Source organism: Pediococcus damnosus, from assembly GCF_001611155.1.
Taxonomy (GTDB): domain Bacteria; phylum Bacillota; class Bacilli; order Lactobacillales; family Lactobacillaceae; genus Pediococcus; species Pediococcus damnosus.
Window position 1 is genome coordinate 784,036 of sequence record NZ_CP012294.1, and the last position, 21,149, is coordinate 805,184.

Genomic DNA, 21,149 nt, shown 5'->3' on the forward strand with positions numbered 1-21,149 from the left:
ATGGCAGATTCTTTTGCAGATTTAAATCCAATCAAATGGAACAAAGATGGTAATTATAAAGCAATAAATTGGAATCAAGTTTCCGATGAAATTGATAAGGCAACATGGGAAAAGTTAACAGAACAATTTTGGCTTGATACTAGAATTCCCATTTCTAACGATCTTGATGACTGGCGTACATTAGACGAGGATCATAAATGGGTAGTTGGCCATGTTTTTGGTGGTCTCACCTTACTTGATACGCTTCAATCTCAAGACGGGATGGCGGCTTTAAGAAAAGACGTTCGAACGCCTCACGAAACTGCTGTATTAAACAACATTCAATTTATGGAATCTGTTCATTCAAAGAGTTACTCATCAATTTTTGAGACTCTTAATACGCCAGACGAAATTGATGAAATCTTCTCATGGAGTGACAGTGAAGAATTTCTTCAGAATAAAACAAAGAAAATTTACACCCTTTACCATGATGATGGTGATCCACTAAAGAAAAAGATTTCGAGTGTCTTTTTGGAAACTTTCTTATTTTATTCTGGTTTCTTTACACCCCTTTATTACCTTGGCCACAATAAGTTAACTAACGTTGCAGAAATCATTAAGTTAATCCTTCGTGATGAATCTGTCCATGGAACTTACATTGGTTATAAATTTCAGTTAGCTATGAAAGAATTATCAGAAAGTAAACAACAAGAGCTTAAAGACTGGATGTTTAACTTCTTGTATGAACTTTATGATAATGAAGAAAAATATGTCCATGTTTTATATGACCAAGTTGGCTGGACAGATCAAGTATTGACCTTTACCCGTTACAACGCAAACAAGGCCTTGATGAACTTAGGACAAAATCCTCTCTTCCCTGATACCGAAGCTGATGTAAATCCAATTGTAATGAACGGAATCTCTACAGGAACTGCTAATCATGATTTCTTCTCACAGGTTGGTAATGGCTATCGATTAGGAAAACTTGAAACCATGTCTGATAAAGACTATGACATTGGCGAACCAAAAGATAAGAAATAAACCTAAAAAAACGTCACTAGTTTACTAACTAAGTGACGTTTTTTTTAGAATGGAGCTATCAATATGAAATCAATCCAATCAATTTGTGTATTTTGTGGATCTAATACTGGCTATGATGATAATTATAAGAAGGGTACCATTGAACTTGCAGATTATATTGCCCTTCACCATCAACGACTTGTGTATGGTGGTGGCCGTTTGGGACTCATGGGAGTACTTGGAAATGAAGTTTTAAATAAGGGCGGAGACATTCTTGGCGTGATCCCTAAAATACTTGTAAACGAAAAACTGACCCGAATTCCAGATGATAAAATCATTACAACTGCTGATATCTCCGAACGAAAACAATACATGTTAGATGCATCTGATGCTTTTATTGCATTACCAGGCGGCTTTGGGACGTTCGAAGAATTTTTAACACTGTTATCTTGGAGCCAAATCAATCTTCACCAAAAACCCCTTGCATTACTAAATATAGATGGCTTTTATGATCCACTAATTCAATTATTAACCAATGCTTGTGAAGCGGGATTCGCGCCTAAAGAAAATTTAAATTTGTTTGTTACTGCTCATCATGTTCCAGATTTATTTGAGCGACTGGCAAGATTTCAACATACCCAACCAAATAAATGGACGAATTGACATATCCAGTAAACCAAAAGCCACCGATGTAAGTCTCAACAAGAGATGTGCATCGGTGGCTTTACTTCAAAAGAGGGTAAAAACGACTACCTTTTGTTTCTTTATTAAAAAAGGCCACTAATTCTGCTTTCTTTCCTTTCACTAAACTAGAAGTAATAAGAAAATAAGAATGATTAATTCTAACCACGTTTTCAATATATTCAGAATGATTTATAAAAGATTCAAGTTTATCTACAGTCGTTTCATTTATTGCAACAAAATATTTTAAAGGAAGATCCAGTAAAGAATGTTCCTTAATGTGATTAACAGGTATATTAAAACTTGTACCACTCTCATCTAACAACAAGTGATGGGTAACCGTCAATAAATCGCTCATTACACTATTTGCCGTCGGCTCAGAGCCAGCTCCAGGCCCCGTATAAGATGTCGTACCCAATGCGGTACTAGTGACTAAGATACTATTTTCAACGCCATTGACGGTCGCTAGTGGGTACTGTCTAGAAACTGCAACCGGCCCCACTAACGTATACAATTCGTGATGTTTTTCTCGTGCGATTACAATTGGCTTGATGGTCAATCCCAAACGAGAGGCCCCCTTAATATCCTCAGTAGTAATTTGTCCAATTCCTTTTCGATTTAACTGTTTTAAATTAATTGTTTGTCCAAATGCTAACTGGCTTAAAATCGCTAGTTTGTAGGCGGCATCAAAACCTTCAATATCATTAACAGGATTGGTTTCTGCGTATCCGAGCTCTTGGGCCTGTTTTAAACTTTCTTCATAACTATTATGATCGTTTTTCATAGCACTCAAAACGTAATTAGAAGTTCCATTGACAATGCCAGTTAATCCCGTAATTTGGTCAGTAATTAAACTATCACTTAAAACACGAAGAATTGGAATCCCACCGCCAACACTAGCTTCGTAATATAAATCAACATGCTTTTCATGAGCAAGCCTAGTCAATTGTGGTCCTTTTAAAGCAATTAATTCCTTATTAGCAGTGATAACAGACTTTCCGTTGCTAATTGCCTGATAAATTGCATCATAGGCCTCGTTAAGTGTTCCCATAACTTCAATAATAATTTGAATTGAAGGATCATTTATAACATTTTCAATTTGACCGGTAAACTGCATATTTTCTGTTAACTCAGTGTCTCTTTTTTTGTCAGGATGCTTAACTGCAATTTTTTTAACTTTAAAATGCACATTCAACGATTCAGCAATTTGTTTAGCCCCACGTTTTAAAAGCGTCAATACCCCTGTTCCAACTGTTCCACAACCAAGCATACCAACTGAAATATCTGTCATATCCAGGCCTCCTATAAATTCAAAATTTTATTGTTGTTTGATTAGACTTGCTAATTAAATTTTTTCTATGTCATTGTCCGTTGGCATAAACTGTACTTTTTAAAAAATTATTAGTTTTTTCGATGGATCAAGTTAAGCCAATTTTGATAGATCAGATGACTACTCCTTTTCCACGTATAGCGAATTCTGTTCTGATCATCAAAATAATTTGTAGGAATCTGGATTCGCTGCTTTTTCCCCAAATCTCGTTCATATTCAATTTTTAGTGTATCTGCCTCATATTCCGGATGACCGGTCAAATAAGTTTGGTTTATTTGCGGTGCATAAAGAATCATTGGTCCAATCTTGTCATTGCTTGCAATAACCTCTACACCATGCGTCTGTTCAATATTAGTGTGCCGAGATTGGGGCATCCTTAACTGATTTTCAACACCAAATCCTTTAACAAGGGGACTTTTTAAATTAATTTGCGTTGCTGAATAAATTCCAAATGTTTTTTCAAGTAAATCTCTTTTCTTAACATTAAATTCAACTTTCAACGCAGCTTGGCAGGCCCAACACTCAAATAAGGTCTGCTTCACATGCTCATGAGACCAACCTATAATTTGTTTGAACTCCTGCCAATAATCAACCTGCTCAAAGTTCAAAGTTTCAACAGGTGCTCCAGTAATAATTAAAGCATCGTAATCTTTTTGCGCGGCATCGCTAAATTTGAGATATGAACTAGCCATTGCCGTGCGTGACGTGCCCTTAAAAGAATGGCTTTCTGGATAAGCAAAGGTAAACCTAACATCTTGTTTCATGTGATTAAAAGATTCTAAAAACTGACGCTCTGTTGCCTGTTTAGTCGGCATTAAATTTAGAACAAGGACACTTAAGGGATTATTCAACTCTGCCGCATTTTGCCACTTTTGATTAAAATTCAAAAATCCGTTTATCGCGTTTGCTGTCATGCTATTGGCCTTCTTTTGTACAAAATAAAAAAGTCTTCATCTCATAATCTTATAAAAGATTATGGGACGAAGACTTTCGCGGTGCCACCCAATTTTTAATACATAATATTATCATGTTAAACTCAGTAAGCACTCCAAAGTTAAAAACCAGGAATGCTCCGTAATGTATCGGTTACTACCGGGAAATCAGCCAAACAGTGACCGATCACCAACTCCGAGCTCATTTTCAGATTTTTAAACAACACCTCGTTACACCAATTGAGGCTCTCTTTAAGAAGTTTTCCAATCTTACTCTTCTCATCAACGTTTAATGCTTTTAACGTTAACTTAATTTAGCATTTGCTCATATCAAAGTCAATAACGAATTTCAAAATTCGATCATATTCTAAATTTCAAAGCATTGAAATCTAATCTACCTTTTCCCACAAAAAAATCTATTAAAGCAATTTACAGGAAGGGAAAAAATTATTCTCATTTTCAACGATCGCTCAACACTAACAAAACCAGTATTTCTAGTTTGTTAGTATTCAAAAAAAAGAGGAATCCACAAATGTAGATTCCTCTTAGCTATGCTCAAATTACTTAACAGTAACTGTAGCACCAGCTTCTTCAAGTTTAGCTTTAACATCATTTGCTTCGTCTTCTGAAACATCTGATTTGATAGCTGAAGGTGCCTTGTCAACAAGGTCCTTAGCATCTTTCAAGCCAAGTCCAGTAATTTCACGAACAGCCTTGATTGCTTTAACCTTAGCTGAACCTGCTTCTGTTAATTCAACAGTGAATGTTGTCTTTGCAGCAGCACCATCGCCACCATCAGCGCCTGCAGCAGCAACTGGTGCAGATGCTGAAACACCGAATTCGTCTTCGATAGCTTTAACTAAATCGTTTAAGTCTGTAATTGAAGCACCTTTTAAGTCTTCAATAAATTGGTCTTTATCTAATGCCATTGTTTGTATCCTCCATTTTTGTTTGTCTAATTTAAATTAAGCAGCGTCTTCTTCAGACTTCTTGTCTGAAACAGCCTTAACAGCGTATGCAACATTGCGTACAGGTGCCTGTAATACATTAGCAAGCATGCTGAGCAAGTCTTCACGGCTAGGCATTGAAGCGTAAACTCCAATTTCTTCGATTGAAGCTACCTTACCTTCGATCATGCCACCCTTAAGTTCAAGAGCATCATGTTCATCAGCGAACTTCTTCAAAATCTTAGCAGGTGCAACTGGATCTTCATCAGAAAATGCAACCGCACTTGGTCCAACAAAGACATCGTTTAAATCGGAATAACCTGCTTTGTCAGCAGCACGAGTCAAGATCTTGTTCTTGATCACATGCATCGTAACACCAGCATCACGTAACTCTTTACGTAACTCTGTATCCTCAGCAACAGTTAATCCACGAGAATTAACAACGATTGCAGAAGCAGCATTACTGAAATACTCAGCAGCTTTATCGACAACAACAGCTTTTTTAGCAATTGCTTCTTTACTCATTAATTTTCACCTCCAGCAAGTTTTTAAAAACTATAAAAAATCCGCACCCAGACTTCGGATGCGGAAATATACATTTCTACGTTCCTCGGCAGGTAAAATTAAGACGAACCAACGTCACCTGAGTCTTAGGCAAATTCAATTATAATTACTAGTCCAAGTTACCATAGAAACAACTTCCATGTCAACATTCAATTCAATTTAGAATTGTGAAAGATCAACATGAACGCCAGGCCCAAATGTTGAAGTAACAGAAACGTTGCTTACATAAGTTCCTTTAACAGATGCTGGACGTGCATGAACAATTGTTTCTTCAATGACATCTAAGTTGCCTAACAACTTGTCAGCATCAAATGATACCTTACCAATTGGCACATGAACGTTACCATCACGGTCAGTTCTGTAAGTCACCTTACCAGCTTTAGATTCTTCAACGGCCTTCTTAACATCCATTGTGACAGTCCCTGTCTTAGGGTTAGGCATTAAACCTTTAGGTCCAAGTACACGACCCAAACGTCCAACTTGTGCCATCATATCAGGTGTTGCAACGGCAACGTCAAAATCAAGCCAGCCACCCTGAATCCGTTGTACTAAGTCGTCATCACCAACAACATCAGCACCAGCAGCTTCAGCATCTTTAGCTTTTTCACCCTTAGCAAAAACGATAACTGTTTGTTCTTTACCAGTTCCGTTTGGCAAAACAACGGCGCCACGCAATTGTTGGTCAGCCTGTTTTGTATCTACATTTAATTTAAATACTGTTTCAACGGTTGCATCAAACTTAGCAAAGTCAATTTTCTTAACTAATTCCAAAGCTTCCTTTGGTGCATATGCTTTTGTAATATCAACCTGCTTTAAAGCATCTTGATACTTTTTACCTCTTTTTGCCATCTGTGTTTTCCTCCTTGCAAATGTGGTTTTATCGGATTTTCCTCCCACTTGATACATCCATTTTAACGGAGTATCCGACTACAACAACTTAGTCTTTAACATCAAAGCCCATGCTGCGTGCAGTACCTTCGACCATGCGCATTGCAGACTCAACGTTTGCGGCGTTTAGATCTTGCATTTTTGTTTCGGCGATTTCCTTAACTTGATCCTTGGTTACAGTTGCAACCTTGTTCGTGTTAGGTTCACCAGAACCATGTTCAACACCGGCAGCTTTCTTCAAGAGAACAGAAGCAGGTGGAGTCTTTGTAACGAAATCGAATGAACGATCTTCATAAACAGTGATTACAACAGGAATAAGCATCCCAGCCTGATCAGCTGTACGTGCATTAAATTCCTTTGTAAATCCCATAATATTGATACCTGCTTGACCTAATGCAGGACCAACTGGTGGAGCTGGGGTTGCTTTTCCAGCAGGAATTTGTAATTTAACTAAATTTGCGACTTTTTTTGCCACGAGACATACCTCCTTATAAGTCCGTGTGTGGTTATGATGAGGATTTAAATTTCCTCTCCCACGCGTGTCTATATGCAAAGCATACTTTTAAAGTATACCATGCAAGAATCAAAAGAACAATCTTGAATTCACTATAACTTAAACCATTTTTCTGATTTATGAATCAAGTTTATCAACTTGTTCCATATCAAGTTCAGTACTTGTTTCACGACCAAACATATTAATATTAACCTTAAGCGTCATATTTTTATTGTCAACTTCAGTAATCTTACCTGTTAAACCAGAGAATGCGCCATCAACGATCTTAACTGTTTCTCCAACTTCGACGTCAATGGTAGCGTGACGAACGGACATTCCCAAATGACGAAGAATACGCTCTGCTTCATCTGGTAACAGTGGTGATGGTTTGCTTCCAGATCCATGCGAGCCAACAAATCCAGTTACACCGGGTGTGTTTCGAACAATATACCAAGCCTGATCAGACATAACCATTTCCACTAAAACATAACCTGGAAACTCCTTTTTCATTGTTACTTTGTCTTTACCATTTTTAGTTTCGTGTTCTTCTTCTTCAGGAACAACGACGCGAAAAATATTATTCTCCATTCCCATAGAAAGTGAACGGGACTCCAAGTTAGCCTTCACTTTATTTTCGTAACCTGAATAAGTATGTAAAACGTACCAATTTTTCTCAGTTGTTTCCAATTTTATTTCTCCTCTTCAAAATTTATGACTAGTTTTTTTACCACAAACTCTTATTTTCAATATCTAAACAAAATAAAAAAACTCCGTCTACACGAAGTTCCAACACACTCATTGTACCAAAAAAACATAACTAACGCTATTGCTTACTTTAATGAGCTCAATAATAGCTGAATTAGCCAATCTACTAAGGCAAAGAAAGCAACGAAGAATACCGATAGTCCAATGACAGAAGAAGAATCCTTACGAAGTTGACGTGCATTGGGCCACGTGACCTCATGCATCTCTTGGATAACACTTTTAATAAATTTCATTGAACTTTTCCTCCTAGCGTGTTTCTCGATGTATAGTATGCTTATTACAGTGTTTACAATATTTTTTAACTTCTAACCTTGTTGTTCGGTTGGGATTAGCAGCCACTGTGTAGTTTCGTGATCCACAAACTGAACAAGCTAACGCAATTTGTTTTTGTGACATAGTTTATCTCCCTAATTAATCAGACTTAACTTTATCATTTGCAACCCTCTATGTCAATTTCAACGTGATATATATTTCCTTAAACGCAAAAAAATAGAGCTCACACTCTATTTTTTAAATCATTCACTTTGAAACCCGTTTGGCAAATTTATTGCGACAACGACTAACTGCATTCGACACTCGAGGAACCTCACAATGTAATAAACTTGCGATCTCCACTGAATGTTTGCCCTGATAATAATATTTAAAAACTTGGGCCTCAAATCTTGAGAGATCAGAATAATATCGTTCACAATTTTCCTTCAGCACCACCAATTCATCAGGGCCACCATGTTTTGTCATAAAAAGGCGCTCGTATTCTCCGCTTTCAGTTTTCATTGTTTCTAACGAGTTACAGAATAAATCTGAGCGCCGTTTAACCGCCATTTCTCGACGAATTAAACTATAAACTCGGTTCTGAAAGTTAGCCTGAAAATATTTTCCTAAGGTAATATGCCGCTTCGTATCGTAATTTGCAAGAGTATTAAAGAATATAATTCGCCCTTCTTGCAACCAATCGTCCAAATCATATGTGCGTAAAAAGTACTTATCCTTAATATGAATCACAATTGGACAATATTGCCGAAACAGGATTTCAAAACTAGCTGAGTCACCCATCTTGCTGTTTTTAATTAATTCAGCTTCACGGTCTTCATCAACTTGCCGGTTAAAGTTTGACATTAATTACTCCTAACCAGCCTCCTCAAAAAATAATATATCAAAGATACACCTTACCGACAAGCGAACGTGCGTTTAAACTTTTTCGTAAAAAAATAACAATTACCGATGATTTCAATGGGTCTGCACTTTCTGGTATTGGTGAATAACTAATACCGGTTTTTTGTCTGTTTTGAAAATCAGAAAAATAAAAAAGGACATCTGTCCTCTTTGTGCTACGATTTAATCGCCAAAACAAATCGAAAAGAGGAAATTCAGATGTCCCTAACTAATTCTATCTTATGCTTATTCGAAATAACAGACCCAAACTTAATTGTCACTGGTATTTCTAAAGAACGGTGTTCCACAAACCAACGTATTCATGTCGTCCATGCAACTTTGTCTTATCAACTTTTAAAGTGCCCACATTGTGGCCATAAAAGCTTAATTAAAAACGGAACTCACATGAGTCACCTGCGTTTAGGAACCTTATCCGGTGGTCGTTACGAAATGCATTTAAAACGTCAAAGATACCAATGTAAAGATTGTTCAAAAACCTGTGGTGCTAAAACTAAGTTGGTTAATCGTAACGAAACTTTCACACATAATATCAAACATCAAGTGATCGTTTTGGCACGCGATATGTTGACGAGTAAAGAAATTGCTAAACTTTGTGGAATTTCGCCAAGCAGTGTTCAACGAATCCTAAATGCCAATATTCACTTAGCCTATCGTGTTAAACATCTCCCAGAGAATCTTTGCTTTGATGAATTTCGTTCCTGTAATCACTGGATGTCCTTTAATTGTTGCGATGCCGTTAGTCATCGCCGAATTGTTACTTTAAAAGATCGGCTAAGTAAAGATATCATTGACTACTTTGAAGCTCGTTTTTCGGTTCAAGAACGTGCCCAAGTTCAATCAGTGACGATTGACATGAATGCTGAATATGGCAGCTTCATTCATCGCTTATTTCCTAATGCGGCCACGATTATCGATCGTTTCCATATTATTCAACTGGCTGGGCGTGCCTTAGATAATGAACGCACGCAGACCATTCGTACTATCCAAGATAAGCATTCACGAATTTATCATATTTTAAAATCTCAATGGCGTTTATTTCATCTTGATGAAATAAAAGTTAATGATTCTAAGGCTGTTTATTTACGCGGAATTAACGAGTATATGACGCAACAAAACGCCATTGATTTAGCTCTAGACGCTTTTCCCAGATTTAGATCTGTGTATCAAACCTATCAAGGTATCTTAAGTGCCATACACCAAAAGGATGCTAATGCGTTCCAATCCTTACTTACTAACTACCAACCCACTAGTAATCAAATGGACATAACGATCAACACGTTTATCAAAAATGGTTCAGCCCTTCTAAACAGTTGTCGTTATCCATTTTCCAACGGTCCAATTGAAGGACTTAATCGTAAAATCAAGGCATTAAAACGTAACTGTTTTGGTTTTCGAAATATTGACAACTTCTTTATCCGGATTAGTTTAATTCATGAGTAAACAAAAAGCACATTCACCGAAGTGAATGTGCCGTTCAAAATCTCCACCAATACGATTTGACAGAGACCCATTTTAATTCACATAATCGATAATTGCTACTTTTTTATTTTATAGTGGATGCCGTGTAGAAAAGCCTTGGTAAATCAATAAACTAGCTGCGACACTTGCATTTAAGCTTTGAACTTGCCCAACCATTGGAATCGTAAGTGTTTCATCAACCTGTTTTTTCAACAATGGTGAAATTCCTTTGCCTTCATTCCCAATAATTAAACCAATTGAACCTTTAGCATCCCATTTTCGATAATCGGTTCCATCCATGTCCGTGCCAAAAATCCACATACCTCGTTTTTTTAATTCTTTAACCGTATTCACAAGGTTAACTACGCGGACAACAGGTACATGTTCGATGGCTCCTGCAGAGGTTTTTGCAACCGTACTGGTCAAACCAACCGCGCGATGTTTCGGAATGATTACGCCATGAACACCCGCTGCATCAGCCGTTCTCAAAATTGAGCCCAAGTTGTGGGGATCTTCAATGTTATCCAAAATCAAGATAAAGGGTGACTCATCTTGATCTTTAGCTTTCTGGAAAACATCATCAATTGTGGCGTACTCAAAAGCCGCAATGGCTAACACAACACCCTGATGATTTTCGCCATCTGCTAAATGATCTAACTTCCGTTTGGGCACGATTGAAACGATTAATTTCCGTTTCTCTGCCAATTTCACAATGTCATGAATGGCATCTGATTTTAAGTTTTCTTGGATAAAAACTTTGTTGATTGTTTGCTGTGACTTTAAAGCTGCAACAGCCGGATGACGACCAATGATAAAATCGCCTTGGCCCTCGTTTGTATCTGTACTTGATTGATCTTGATTATAATTATTTTGTGGCATGGGTTATTTTTCCTTCCTCAACTTGCGTGATACACCAATTAGCGAGCCAATCCAAACGTTCTTGCTGGCCACTCAAAGAAAGGTAGCCCATCAACGCCTCAAATCCAGTAGAAATCCGATAGGTTAAGACGGAAGTATTCTTTGCAGAAGTATGACTCTTAGAATTACGTCCCCGTTTAAAATAGTCCTGCTCGGTTTCCGTTAGAATGTCTTGCTCTTTCATTACATCAATCAGAGCTGCTTGGGCCTTCGCTGAAACAAAATTAGTGGCCGTGTGATGTAACTTTGTAGGTTTGGTCAGCCCCTTATTAATAAGATGTCTTCTAATATAAACTTCGTAAACCGCATCCCCTAGATAAGCGAGCGCAATTCCGTTCAATTGTTTGTACGTGTCATTTTCTGTCATTCTTTAGGCCCTTTTCCACCGAGTTCCTTGGGGAGTATCCTCCAAGTTAATACCCTGTTCTTTTAATTGATCTCGAATTTCATCGCTCCGTTTAAAATCCTTGTTATCTCTTGCAGCATCGCGTTCCACAATCAGTTGTTTAATTGTTTCGTCCTCTAATTGTCCTTCTTCTAATTTAATTCCGAAGATGCTAACCAGCTGGACAAAAGTAGTTTTCAATAACTCTAACGTTTCTTTTTTCACGGTTGCTTGCTCACTATAAACATTCAAAACTTTAGCTAATTCATAAACTACAGCAATACCATTCTGCACGTTAAAATCATCATCCATTGCAGTAGTAAATTGCTCGACAAGTTCTTTAACTCGCTTATCAGTCCCTGCATCTGCACCAGATTCAGAATTTTGAAAACGATAATTTAAATTGGCAAACGCATTTTGTAATTTTGCCAGGTTGTTACCAGCTTCTTCCAAATTTTCTCGCGTATATTGAATTGGCCGACGATACTGAGTCGTTGCCATAAACAAGCGCAAAATTTGGGGATCCATTTCATTAATAATATCGTGGACCGTAACAAAATTACCAAGCGATTTACTCATTTTTTCGTTTTCATCGCCAACCGTGACAAAACCATTATGCATCCAATAATTGGCAAACTTCTTCCCAGTCTTGGCTTCACTTTGAGCAATTTCATTTTCATGGTGAGGAAATTCCAGATCTTCGCCACCCGCATGAATGTCAATTGTATCACCTAGATATTTGGTAGCCATCACCGAACATTCAATATGCCAGCCGGGCCGACCTTTTCCCCAAGGGGCATCCCAGGAAATTTCATCGGCTTTAGCACCTTTCCACAACGCAAAATCAATCGGATCTTCCTTACGAGCAGTCTCCTCGTCATTAATATGCTCGCTGGCCCCTTGCTCAAGTTCATCAATATTTTGACCAGATAATTTGCCGTAATTAGCAAACTTACGCGTCCGGTAATAAACATCTCCATCTGAAGCATAAGCGTACCCTTTATCAATTAATACCTGAATAAAGTCCACAATTTCGGGAACATTTTGCGTAGCTCGCGGATTCACTGTGGCTGGTTCAACATTAATAGCTTTGCTGTCCTGCATAAACGCTTGAATGAATTTCTCTGCTAGTTTTGGGACAGTCGTTCCCTCTTTCTTAGCAGTATTAATCATTTTATCATCAACATCAGTAAAATTAGAAACAAAATTCACCTTAAAACCGCGATATTCAAAATAACGACGAACGGTATCAAAAGCAATGATACTCCGCGCATTACCGATATGAATGTAATTATATACAGTGGGACCACAGACATACATATTCACTACCCCAGGCGTAATCGGCTGAAACGGCTCTTTTTTGCGTGTCATTGTATTATAAAGATTAATCATTCAAACGGCCTCTTTTCCTTTTTTTCTATCTGGTTTGATTTTATCACATATCCCGATTTCAACCCAGAAAACCCAAAAATTACTTAACTATCAAAAAAATGACACGTAATTTTTGAAAATTACATGTCATCTAATATTTCAATTTAAAGTAAAATTATCTTAATCCATTTCATCGATCATTGCTTTTAGGTGAGACATTGATGTCTTTTGACCTAACAATTCAATCGTTTCTGGTAATTCTGGTCCGTGCATTTCATGCGTAATTGCAATCCGAATTGGCATCCATAAAGCCCGGCCTTTAACACCCGTTTCTTTTTGAACAGCTTTAATCGAAGCTAAAATTTCAACGGTATCAAAGATTTCCATCTTCTCAAATTTGGCATAAATTGCTTTTAGAACTGGCAAAGCAGTATCTGCAGCCATTTCTTGTTTAGCTTCTTCGTCAATTTCATCAGGACCATTAAAGAATAAATCAGCCATATCATTGATTTGCGCTGTATAACTCATTTGACGTTTATACAAATTAATCAACTTCCGCGCCCATTCAATGCGTTCTGGCGAAGCACCTTTTTCAATGTTTCCAGCCTTAATCAATTGCTTCAATGCAGAATCCATCACGCGGTCCTCATCAGCAGCTTTAACGTATTGGTTGTTAATCCACTCCAACTTCTTACCGTCAAATGCAGCTGGTGATTTACTCAAACGTTTTTCATCATACATTTTGATTAATTCACGTTGGTTAAAGATTTCACTTTCACCAACTGGTGACCAACCGAGCAATACGATAAAATTCATCATGGCATCTGGTAGATAACCTAATGAACGATATTGTTCGATAAATTGAAGAACGCTTTCGTCACGTTTACTCAATTTCTTACCAGTTTCACTGTTAATGATTAAGCTCATGTGACCAAACTTAGGTGGTTCCCAGCCGAATGCTTCGTAAATCATTAATTGTTTTGGTGTATTTGCAACATGATCATCCCCACGGAAAACGTGTGAAATTTCCATCTTGTGATCATCAACAACAACCGCAAAGTTATAAGTTGGCATTCCATCACGTTTTTGAATGACGAAATCACCACCAATAGTACTTGAATCAAACGAAATTTTGCCTTTAACAATATCATCCCAAGCATATGTTTTATGTTCAGGAACGCGGAAACGAATAACTGGTTCCAAACCAGCAGCCTTAGATTCAGCAATCTTAGCTTGTTTCTCGTCTTCCGTCATACCAGCATATTCATATTCATAATGTGGCATCTCACCACGAGCTTTTTGAGCCTCACGTTGGGCTTGGAGTTCTTCTTCAGTTTCATAGGATTCATAAGCCAAGTCTTTATCAATCAATTCCTGAATCAATGGCAAGTAAATTGCCTTTCGTTCTGATTGACGATAAGGACCATAATCGCCAGGCTTGTCTGGACCTTCATCCCAGTCCAAACCTAGCCATTTGAGGTTTTCAAGCTGACTACGTTCACCATCTTTGATGTTACGACTGGTATCAGTATCCTCAATTCGAATAATAAACTTGCCTTTGTAATGACGAGCAAACAAATAGTTAAATAATGCTGTTCGCGCATTACCAATATGCAGATGACCAGTAGGACTTGGTGCATAACGAACACGAATCTTACTTTTTGCCAAAATTAACGCCTCTTTCTAAGTTTTTCACATTTTATTGCTTAATCAATTGTACAATTGCCGCTTAAATAAATAAAGGCACAATCCAGTAAGCAACTAAAAAAGCTTCTTTACATTTGTTTCTATTACTTTCCAGATTTCTTTTTATCTGGCTTTTGATCCGGTTTTTTATCGGCAATGCCACGTGTTGAATGTAATGGTTTCGCAAAAATCATCCGGCCAGCATCGGTTTGAAGGGCACTCGTCACAACGACATCAAGCTCTTGATTGATAAAGTATTTACCTTCTTCAACCACAACCATGGTCCCATCATCTAAATAAGCAACCCCTTGCTGCCGTTCAGTTCCATTTTTCACAACCATAACATGCATATTTTCACCTGGAATTACCCGTGGTTTCAGTGCGTTAGCCAGCGCATTGATATTAAGAACCTGAACATTTTGAAACTGACTAACTTTGTTTAAATTATAATCATTGGTCACAATAACTGCATCTTTGTCCTTAGCCAACTGAATCAGTTTACTATCGACTTCATCAATCTCGTCATAGTCGCCCTCATACATCTCAACCGGCATCACATGTTCATTCTGCAATTTGTTTAAAATATCTAAGCCACGACGACCTCGTACTCGCTTAATACTATCAGAAGAGTCTGCAATATATTGCAGTTCATATAGGACAAAGTTGGGTACCAGTAACGTTCCCTCGATAAATCCAGTTTTGATTAGATCATAGATCCGTCCATCAATCAAAATATTAGTATCCAGAATTTTGTAATGATGAAAATTATCATCCACTTTTCGCTCTAAAACATTCTTGGCGTTTTCGGGTTCTTTCCGCCATGTAAACAATTTCCGCCATTCGTCAGCTTGCGTTGTCCCAATTCGAAAACCCAAATACCCAAATGTTAGCATCAAAATAATTGGAATAACTGTATTTAAGAAAAAGGTTTGTTGACGATAAAACAAAGTTGAAATCAAAATGGCCAGCACCAAGCCCACAACTGTTGATAAACTACCATAGAACAATCGAACGGGTGGAATTGCTGCAATATGTCGTTCTAATCTTTTGACTAACTTTTCAATATAACCGGCTAAAAACAGTGAAATAATAAAGAAAATAATTGCTCCAACTAAGAAATTTGTTACTGAATTATTTAGCCACCAATACTTGTTTAACGACACTAATACCCACAGTGGTGGTAAAAGAATGACTCCAATGCCACCACCTGCTAGTGCGAAAACAGCTTTAATAATATTCTTTTTCAAAGTATCCCTCCTTTTCGTAATCTAATGTCTATTTTGCTTTCGCAAAATCTTATCCTCATGCGGATGTCCATCCGTTCTAACCGCTAAAGCGCTAAGTCGGACTGGCTCCTTTTCGTAATCTATTGTCTATTTTGCTTTCGCAAAATCTTATCCTCATTACGGATGTCCATCCGTTCTAACCGCTAAAGCGCTAAGTCGGACTGGCTCCTCTTCGTAATCTATTGTCTATTTTGCCTTCGCAAAATCTTATCCTCACTACGGATGTCCATCCTCCTAACCGCTAAAGCGCTAAGTCGGACTGGCCTTTTTCGTAATCAATGTCTATTGATTTCGCATCACCCGTCTTAATGAAAGACACGCTTCAAGGCATCACTTAAAGTTGCCACCCCAACAACCTTGATTCCAGTTGGCGGCGTCCACCCCTGTAAATTATTCTTTGGTATATAAATTCGTTTGAACCCTAATTTTTGAGCTTCAGCTACCCGCTGCTCAATTCGACTTACCCGACGCACTTCTCCAGTTAATCCAATTTCACCGACAAACGCATCCATTGGGTCAGTCCCGATATTTCGATAACTAGACGCAATGCTGATGGCAATAGCCAAATCAATCGCCGGCTCATCCAACTTAACTCCACCTGCCGCTTTTAGATAAGCATCTTGATTTTGCAACAAAAAGTTTGCGCGCTTTTCCAAAACTGCCATAATCAACGATACCCGATTATGGTCTAATCCAGTGGCCGTTCGTTTAGCATTCCCATAGGTCGTTGGCGTCATCAGAGCTTGAATCTCCACTAGAATTGGTCGTGTTCCTTCCATTGAAACCACAATTGCCGAACCAGTTGCATCTTTCAATCGCTCTTCCAAGAAGATTTCTGAAGGATTGGCTACCTCTCGCAAGCCAGATTCACGCATTTCAAAAATTCCAAGCTCATTCGTAGATCCAAACCGGTTTTTAGCGGCACGAAGAATTCGATAAGTATGATGTAAATCACCTTCAAAATACAGCACGGTATCAACCATATGTTCAAGAATCTTGGGCCCAGCAATTGCGCCACCTTTTGTTACATGTCCCACAATAAAAATCGTAATGTTATTGGTTTTAGCAATTTGCATCAATTCGGCTGTAACTTCGCGAACCTGCGCCACGCTTCCAACCGCCGATTGAATATCTGGTTCTTGCATCGTTTGAATTGAATCAATAATTACAAAGCTAGGCTTAACTTCTTTGATGGCATCCTGAATGTTAGTCATATCTGTTTCTGGAAACAAGTAAAAGTTTTCACTTGCTACATGAAGCCGTTCTGCCCGCATCTTAATTTGAGCAGCACTTTCTTCACCAGAAACATACAATACTCGCCGTTTTGTTTCACTTAGTTGCCCGGAAATTTGGAGCATCAAGGTAGACTTTCCAATTCCAGGATCTCCTCCGATCAAGACCAGTGACCCAGGAACAATTCCGCCACCCAAGACACGATTAAATTCCTTTAAACCAGTTTTAATTCGCGGTGCCTCAGACATATCAACTTCGCTTAAAATTTGTGGTTTAGCACGTTTACCTTCAAAACTAACGCGAGCCTTATGATTTTCTTTCTCAGCGCCCACGCGTTCTTCAACCAAAGTATTCCATTGACCGCAGCCTGGACAACGGCCCAAGAAACGTGGTGAAACATACCCGCAGTTTTGACAAACAAACTGAGTTTTTGCTTTTGCCATGGTAGTATTAGCTCCCTTCAATTTTAGCATATTCCTTTAAAAACAATTGACCACAAAATAATTTTACTAATCCTTAAGCTTCGATGCTACATGCCAGACGAACCAAATCCACCCTTACGAACTTGGGCACGTTCATCCTTGCCATCAACTTGTAAATATGGCATAAAAATTCCTTGACCAATTCGTTCACCCTTTTTAATGGTAATATCGCGCAATCCCATATTAATCAGTTGAAAATAAATTTCGCCCTCGTTGCTTTCATTATTATAATAATCAGCATCGATAATTCCTACTCCATTCGGCAAAATTACATTCCACTTCAACGGGCTACTTGACCGGTTTGCAAGTAGTAAATATTCATCATTTTGCATGTAGGCCTTAATTCCGGTTGGCACTAAAAAAGGTTTTAAATCTTTACTTCCACTTATTAAGTCTGCTTCAGTAACTATTTTATTGTGATGTAATAGCCAAATAACTTTCAAAAAATTAGCCTTCCAAATTGATGGTAAAACAAAATCCTTTGATGCTTCAAAATCATATCCGGCCGCATTAGTGGTGGAACGGTATGGCAAATTTAGAGCCTGTTCTTTATCCTTTGATACAACTTCAAATCCACGTTTCATATTTAATAATTCCTCTCTGATTCGTCTAACAAGTAAGTTCGCAGTAAAAGAGACAATCTTTGTACATTATCCGTTTGTAATCACGTTTTGTAAACTAATTCAATTGATAATTTATGTTTCTAATTGACTTTACAAAAATAGCAAGGGACAATTAGTGAGAAAGCGTTTATTCTATATAAGGAAGTGGCTGCATGAAATTTACAAACGATGGCAAACAAATTAAATTTATGCACGAAGATAAACTTGGTGGAGATGTTACTTATTTTTCCATTCGCGATGATCAAACATTAGTTATTGAACAGGTTTTTGTTGATCCTAGTCTTAGAGGACAGGGAATTGCTCAACAGTTAATGGTTGAAATGCTGACTTATGCAAAAAATCAGAATAAAAAGATCTACCCGCTGTGCCCTTATGCACAAGTTTATTTAACCAAGCACCCGGAATATCAGTTTCTGATTGATCCCCAGATTCCAGTTGATGACCAAACCAAAAATAGCTTACAAGAAATGGAGCAAAATAATAATGGAACAAAATGAATTAAAAAAATTAGTCGGCCAAGAAGCAGTTAAGTTTATTAAAGATAACATGGTAGTGGGACTTGGGACTGGCTCAACCGTAAAATTCATGGTTGATGCCCTAGGTGAACGCGTAAAAAACGAAAATCTTCATATTACTGGCGTTCCCACTTCCAATCGGACAGCCGAACAAGCAAAATCATTAGGTATTTCGGTCAAATCAGTTGATGAAGTCGATCACATTGATTTGACAATTGATGGCGCCGATGAAATTAGTGCTGATTACCAAGGAATTAAAGGAGGCGGTGCCGCTCACCTCTTCGAAAAAATTGTTGCAACTAATTCCACAAAAGTGATGTGGATCGTAGACGAATCAAAAATGGTTTCTACCCTTGGCAAGTTCCCACTGCCTTTAGAAGTCATCCCCTATGGTAGCAAACAAGTTTTCAAAAAGCTTGATGCTAAAGGATTACATCCCAAATTTCGTTTAGATGACAGTGGCAACCATGTTTTAACCGATTCAAAAAACTACGTCATTGATTTACATCTTGGTGAAATTAAACATCCGCACGAACTAGCTGACTACTTAATCAAACAAGTAGGAATTGTTGAACAAGGTCTCTTCCTCGACATGGTCAATACTGTTATCGTCGGCCGCCAAAATGGTCCTGAAGTTATTCAGGCCCGTCCCTAAGTTATTTTTTAATCAAGATTTAAGCATTTACTAATCATTCTTTTTCGGCTACAATGTTTATATATCAAAGGTTAGGAGTGAATATATTGAGTAATAATAGTATTTCTAAAGATCAAGTTGCTCGTTACGCAAAAAATTATAACGAACAAAACAAATCCAAGGTGCTTGAACGTGCAGTAACCAAGAATGGTATTTTAGCTGCTAGTGAAGGCCTTCGTGGTGGTGCTGATTTCAGTCCCGTTTTCTCAATTGATTTAGAGACAGGTGCCGTTGCTAACCAAAAGCAAAGTGGCCGTTGTTGGATGTTCGCCGCATTAAATACAATGCGTCATCATTTATCAGAAGAATTCAAAATTAAAGATTTTGAACTTTCACAAAACTATACTTTCTTCTGGGATAAGTTTGAAAAGTCAAACTGGTTCTACGAAAATGTGATTGCAACTGCTGATAAACCAACTTCAGATCGCAAAGTTTCATGGTTAATGAACGAACCTCAAGGCGATGGTGGTCAGTGGGACATGTTATGTGCCATCATTGATAAGTATGGCATTGTTCCTGAATCTGTTTATCCAGAAACCTACAACAGTAACAAATCAAACGAATTCAACACCCTCTTAAACGAAAAGCTTCGTAAAGATGCTGTTGAACTTCGCGAACTTGTAAATGATGATAAGACTTCAGATGAACAAGTTCAATCACGTAAAGAAAAAATGTTAGAGGAAGTTTACCGGATGGCTTCTTATAGTTTCGGCGAACCACCTACATCATTTGACTGGGAATATCGTGATGATGACAAAAACTTCCATCGTGAAGCTGGTTTAACACCTAAGTCATTCTACGAAAAATTCGTTGGCTGGGATCTTAAAGATTACGTCTCAATCATCAATGCTCCTACAGATGACAAACCATTCAACCATACTTACTCAATTGAAATGTTAGGTAACGTGGTTGGTGGCCGTCAAGTTAAGCATTTAAACTTAACCATGCATGACTTCAAGCAAGCTGCTATTAATCAACTTAAGGCTGGTCATAGTGTTTGGTTTGGTTGTGATGTGGGTCAGCATTCGGAACCAAGAAAACGCGGTTTATTAGACCTTGGTGTTTACGACGAAGAATCCCTCTTTGATATTGATTTATCAATGTCTAAAGCAGAACGCTTAGATTACAGTGAAAGCTTAATGACACATGCAATGGTTATTACAGGTGTTGATTTAGTTGACGGCGAACCTAAGAAGTGGAAAGTCGAAAACAGCTGGGGCGACAAGGTTGGAACAAAGGGTTACATGGTCATGACAGACGACTGGATGAGCGAATATTGCTACCAAGTTGTTGTGGACAAGCAATTCTTAACTGAAGACCAACGTAAAGCACAAGCTGAGGAACCAACACAATTATTACCATGGGATCCAATGGGTGCTTTGGCATATAAAGATTAGTGAACGGATTGAAACGCTTAACTTTTAAAATGTAAGGGTGCTGGATGCGAATTCTTGCGGCTGTTTTGTGCCACAAGAATCGACAGCGTACAGAGGATAAAAGATTTTCAGAATGAAAATTTTCTGATGTAATGAAGTAGCGCGGGATCGTAATCCCGCGGGAAGCACACTTAGATTTTTAAAGTTGTTTCAAGGAGTTGTCCTCAGATTAGTGAACGGAACAAATTGTTAGTCCAAGAAAAATAAGCGAGGCGAAAGTCAGGAGAATTCCTGGCTAGGAGCCTTGCTTATTTTTGTTGGACTGATTTGTGAAGTTGTCCTGATTAGTG

23 protein-coding genes and 2 other annotated features are annotated in these 21,149 nt (G+C 38.0%); of the genes, 6 read left to right on the forward strand and 17 right to left on the reverse strand.

The genetic code is table 11. The features are described from left to right. Positions 1-1,020 carry a class 1b ribonucleoside-diphosphate reductase subunit beta gene (nrdF, locus tag ADU73_RS03795; protein WP_046871069.1) on the forward strand — a complete coding sequence of 340 codons (1,020 nt, stop codon included), beginning with the start codon at positions 1-3 and terminating at the stop codon, positions 1,018-1,020. A gap of 63 nt (positions 1,021-1,083) precedes the next feature. After that, the gene (locus ADU73_RS03800) at positions 1,084-1,662 is read left to right on the forward strand and encodes an LOG family protein (protein WP_052694474.1); all 579 of its coding nucleotides are present in this window, start codon (positions 1,084-1,086) and stop codon (positions 1,660-1,662) included. Positions 1,663-1,723: 61 nt separating this feature from the next. On the opposite strand, the gene ADU73_RS03805 is transcribed toward ADU73_RS03800, so the two are convergent. The 10 genes from ADU73_RS03805 to ADU73_RS03845 form a co-directional block, all read right to left on the reverse strand. Beyond that, positions 1,724-2,971, reverse strand: coding sequence for a homoserine dehydrogenase (locus ADU73_RS03805; protein WP_046871051.1), 1,248 nt, complete (start codon positions 2,969-2,971; stop codon positions 1,724-1,726). A gap of 110 nt (positions 2,972-3,081) precedes the next feature. After that, positions 3,082-3,924 carry a homoserine O-acetyltransferase/O-succinyltransferase family protein gene (locus ADU73_RS03810; protein ID WP_046871050.1) on the reverse strand — a complete coding sequence of 281 codons (843 nt, stop codon included), beginning with the start codon at positions 3,922-3,924 and terminating at the stop codon, positions 3,082-3,084. 59 nt (positions 3,925-3,983) lie between these two features. Beyond that, positions 3,984-4,237 (reverse strand) — a binding site (T-box leader). Between the two features lie 265 nt (positions 4,238-4,502). Continuing rightward, positions 4,503-4,871, reverse strand: a complete 369-nt coding sequence (gene rplL / locus ADU73_RS03815) for a 50S ribosomal protein L7/L12 (RefSeq protein WP_046871049.1) — start codon at positions 4,869-4,871, stop codon at positions 4,503-4,505. 36 nt (positions 4,872-4,907) lie between these two features. Then, positions 4,908-5,414, reverse strand: coding sequence for a 50S ribosomal protein L10 (gene rplJ, locus ADU73_RS03820; protein WP_046871048.1), 507 nt, complete (start codon positions 5,412-5,414; stop codon positions 4,908-4,910). A gap of 25 nt (positions 5,415-5,439) precedes the next feature. Beyond that, positions 5,440-5,562: a sequence feature (ribosomal protein L10 leader region), on the reverse strand. Between the two features lie 50 nt (positions 5,563-5,612). Further along, entirely contained in the window at positions 5,613-6,302 is a 690-nt protein-coding gene (rplA, locus tag ADU73_RS03825) for a 50S ribosomal protein L1 (protein ID WP_046871047.1), read from the reverse strand. 88 nt (positions 6,303-6,390) lie between these two features. Then, a complete protein-coding gene (rplK, locus tag ADU73_RS03830) occupies positions 6,391-6,816 on the reverse strand; it encodes a 50S ribosomal protein L11 (protein WP_046871046.1) in 426 nt (141 codons plus the stop codon). Between the two features lie 156 nt (positions 6,817-6,972). After that, on the reverse strand, positions 6,973-7,521 hold the full coding sequence (nusG, locus tag ADU73_RS03835; protein ID WP_046871045.1) for a transcription termination/antitermination protein NusG: 549 nt from the start codon (positions 7,519-7,521) through the stop codon (positions 6,973-6,975). A gap of 143 nt (positions 7,522-7,664) precedes the next feature. After that, a complete protein-coding gene (secE, locus tag ADU73_RS03840; protein WP_046871044.1) occupies positions 7,665-7,832 on the reverse strand; it encodes a preprotein translocase subunit SecE in 168 nt (55 codons plus the stop codon). Between the two features lie 13 nt (positions 7,833-7,845). Next, positions 7,846-7,995: a 50S ribosomal protein L33 gene (gene rpmG / locus ADU73_RS10320; protein WP_080945499.1), complete on the reverse strand. Its 150-nt coding sequence runs from the start codon at positions 7,993-7,995 to the stop codon at positions 7,846-7,848. A gap of 123 nt (positions 7,996-8,118) precedes the next feature. Further along, a complete protein-coding gene (locus ADU73_RS03845; RefSeq protein WP_046872025.1) occupies positions 8,119-8,715 on the reverse strand; it encodes a sigma-70 family RNA polymerase sigma factor in 597 nt (198 codons plus the stop codon). A 255-nt stretch (positions 8,716-8,970) separates the two neighbouring features. On the opposite strand from ADU73_RS03845, the gene ADU73_RS03850 reads away from it, so the two are divergent. Next, complete coding sequence (locus tag ADU73_RS03850) at positions 8,971-10,212, forward strand: ISL3 family transposase (RefSeq protein WP_063697918.1); 1,242 nt, start codon at positions 8,971-8,973, stop codon at positions 10,210-10,212. A 108-nt stretch (positions 10,213-10,320) separates the two neighbouring features. Here ADU73_RS03850 and rlmB read toward each other — a convergent pair whose 3' ends face one another. From rlmB to ADU73_RS03885, 7 genes are all read right to left on the reverse strand, one after another. Beyond that, entirely contained in the window at positions 10,321-11,109 is a 789-nt protein-coding gene (rlmB, locus tag ADU73_RS03855; protein WP_046872024.1) for a 23S rRNA (guanosine(2251)-2'-O)-methyltransferase RlmB, read from the reverse strand. Next, the gene (locus ADU73_RS03860; RefSeq protein WP_046872023.1) at positions 11,096-11,515 is read right to left on the reverse strand and encodes a Mini-ribonuclease 3; all 420 of its coding nucleotides are present in this window, start codon (positions 11,513-11,515) and stop codon (positions 11,096-11,098) included. Before ADU73_RS03860 ends, rlmB begins: the two co-directional genes overlap by 14 nt. 3 nt (positions 11,516-11,518) lie before the next feature. Further along, on the reverse strand, positions 11,519-12,925 hold the full coding sequence (gene cysS, locus ADU73_RS03865) for a cysteine--tRNA ligase (RefSeq protein ID WP_046872022.1): 1,407 nt from the start codon (positions 12,923-12,925) through the stop codon (positions 11,519-11,521). Positions 12,926-13,084: 159 nt separating this feature from the next. Continuing rightward, entirely contained in the window at positions 13,085-14,572 is a 1,488-nt protein-coding gene (gene gltX, locus ADU73_RS03870; protein ID WP_046872021.1) for a glutamate--tRNA ligase, read from the reverse strand. 122 nt (positions 14,573-14,694) lie between these two features. Next, a complete protein-coding gene (locus ADU73_RS03875; protein ID WP_056986242.1) occupies positions 14,695-15,837 on the reverse strand; it encodes a PIN/TRAM domain-containing protein in 1,143 nt (380 codons plus the stop codon). 344 nt (positions 15,838-16,181) lie between these two features. Further along, positions 16,182-17,552: a DNA repair protein RadA gene (gene radA, locus ADU73_RS03880; protein WP_046872019.1), complete on the reverse strand. Its 1,371-nt coding sequence runs from the start codon at positions 17,550-17,552 to the stop codon at positions 16,182-16,184. A gap of 86 nt (positions 17,553-17,638) precedes the next feature. After that, positions 17,639-18,175 carry a dCTP deaminase/dUTPase family protein gene (locus ADU73_RS03885; RefSeq protein ID WP_062913190.1) on the reverse strand — a complete coding sequence of 179 codons (537 nt, stop codon included), beginning with the start codon at positions 18,173-18,175 and terminating at the stop codon, positions 17,639-17,641. Between the two features lie 191 nt (positions 18,176-18,366). On the opposite strand from ADU73_RS03885, the gene ADU73_RS03890 reads away from it, so the two are divergent. From ADU73_RS03890 to ADU73_RS03900, 3 genes are read left to right on the forward strand one after another with little or no spacing between them, the layout of a single operon-like run. Next, a complete protein-coding gene (locus tag ADU73_RS03890) occupies positions 18,367-18,711 on the forward strand; it encodes a GNAT family N-acetyltransferase (RefSeq protein WP_052694540.1) in 345 nt (114 codons plus the stop codon). Further along, entirely contained in the window at positions 18,698-19,384 is a 687-nt protein-coding gene (gene rpiA, locus ADU73_RS03895) for a ribose-5-phosphate isomerase RpiA (RefSeq protein ID WP_046872017.1), read from the forward strand. Before ADU73_RS03890 ends, rpiA begins: the two co-directional genes overlap by 14 nt. 53 nt (positions 19,385-19,437) lie before the next feature. Then, entirely contained in the window at positions 19,438-20,820 is a 1,383-nt protein-coding gene (locus ADU73_RS03900; RefSeq protein ID WP_046872016.1) for a C1 family peptidase, read from the forward strand. Positions 20,821-21,149: the final 329 nt, after the last annotated feature.